The organism is Bacillus sp. SIMBA_005, assembly GCF_046535585.1.
GTDB lineage: Bacteria > Bacillota > Bacilli > Bacillales > Bacillaceae > Bacillus > Bacillus pumilus.
In genome coordinates this window covers 1-265 of sequence record NZ_JAWRWI010000548.1, presented here as the reverse complement: position 1 = coordinate 265, position 265 = coordinate 1, and the positions used below count along the sequence as shown (strand labels likewise).

At 45.7% G+C, this 265-nt stretch carries 1 pseudogene; it reads left to right on the top strand.

The window, feature by feature from the left end:
- Positions 1-265: pseudogene (gene glmU, locus SB660_RS21245) on the top strand (bifunctional UDP-N-acetylglucosamine diphosphorylase/glucosamine-1-phosphate N-acetyltransferase GlmU); the annotation flags it as partial.

The following is a 265-nucleotide window of genomic DNA, read 5'->3' as shown; positions in this document are numbered from 1 at the left end:
AGTTATTTATCCCGGAACTGTGTTAAAGGGACAAGCTGAAATCGGCGATGAATGTGTCATCGGCCCTCACACTGAGATAGAGGACAGTTCAATCGGCAGCCGCACTGTGATTAAACAATCCGTTGTCAACCGCAGCAAAGTTGGGAATGATGTAAATATCGGTCCTTTTGCTCACATCAGACCCGATTCCGCAATCGGCAATGAAGTGAAGATCGGAAACTTTGTTGAAATCAAGAAAACACAATTCGGCGACCGAAGCAAAGCA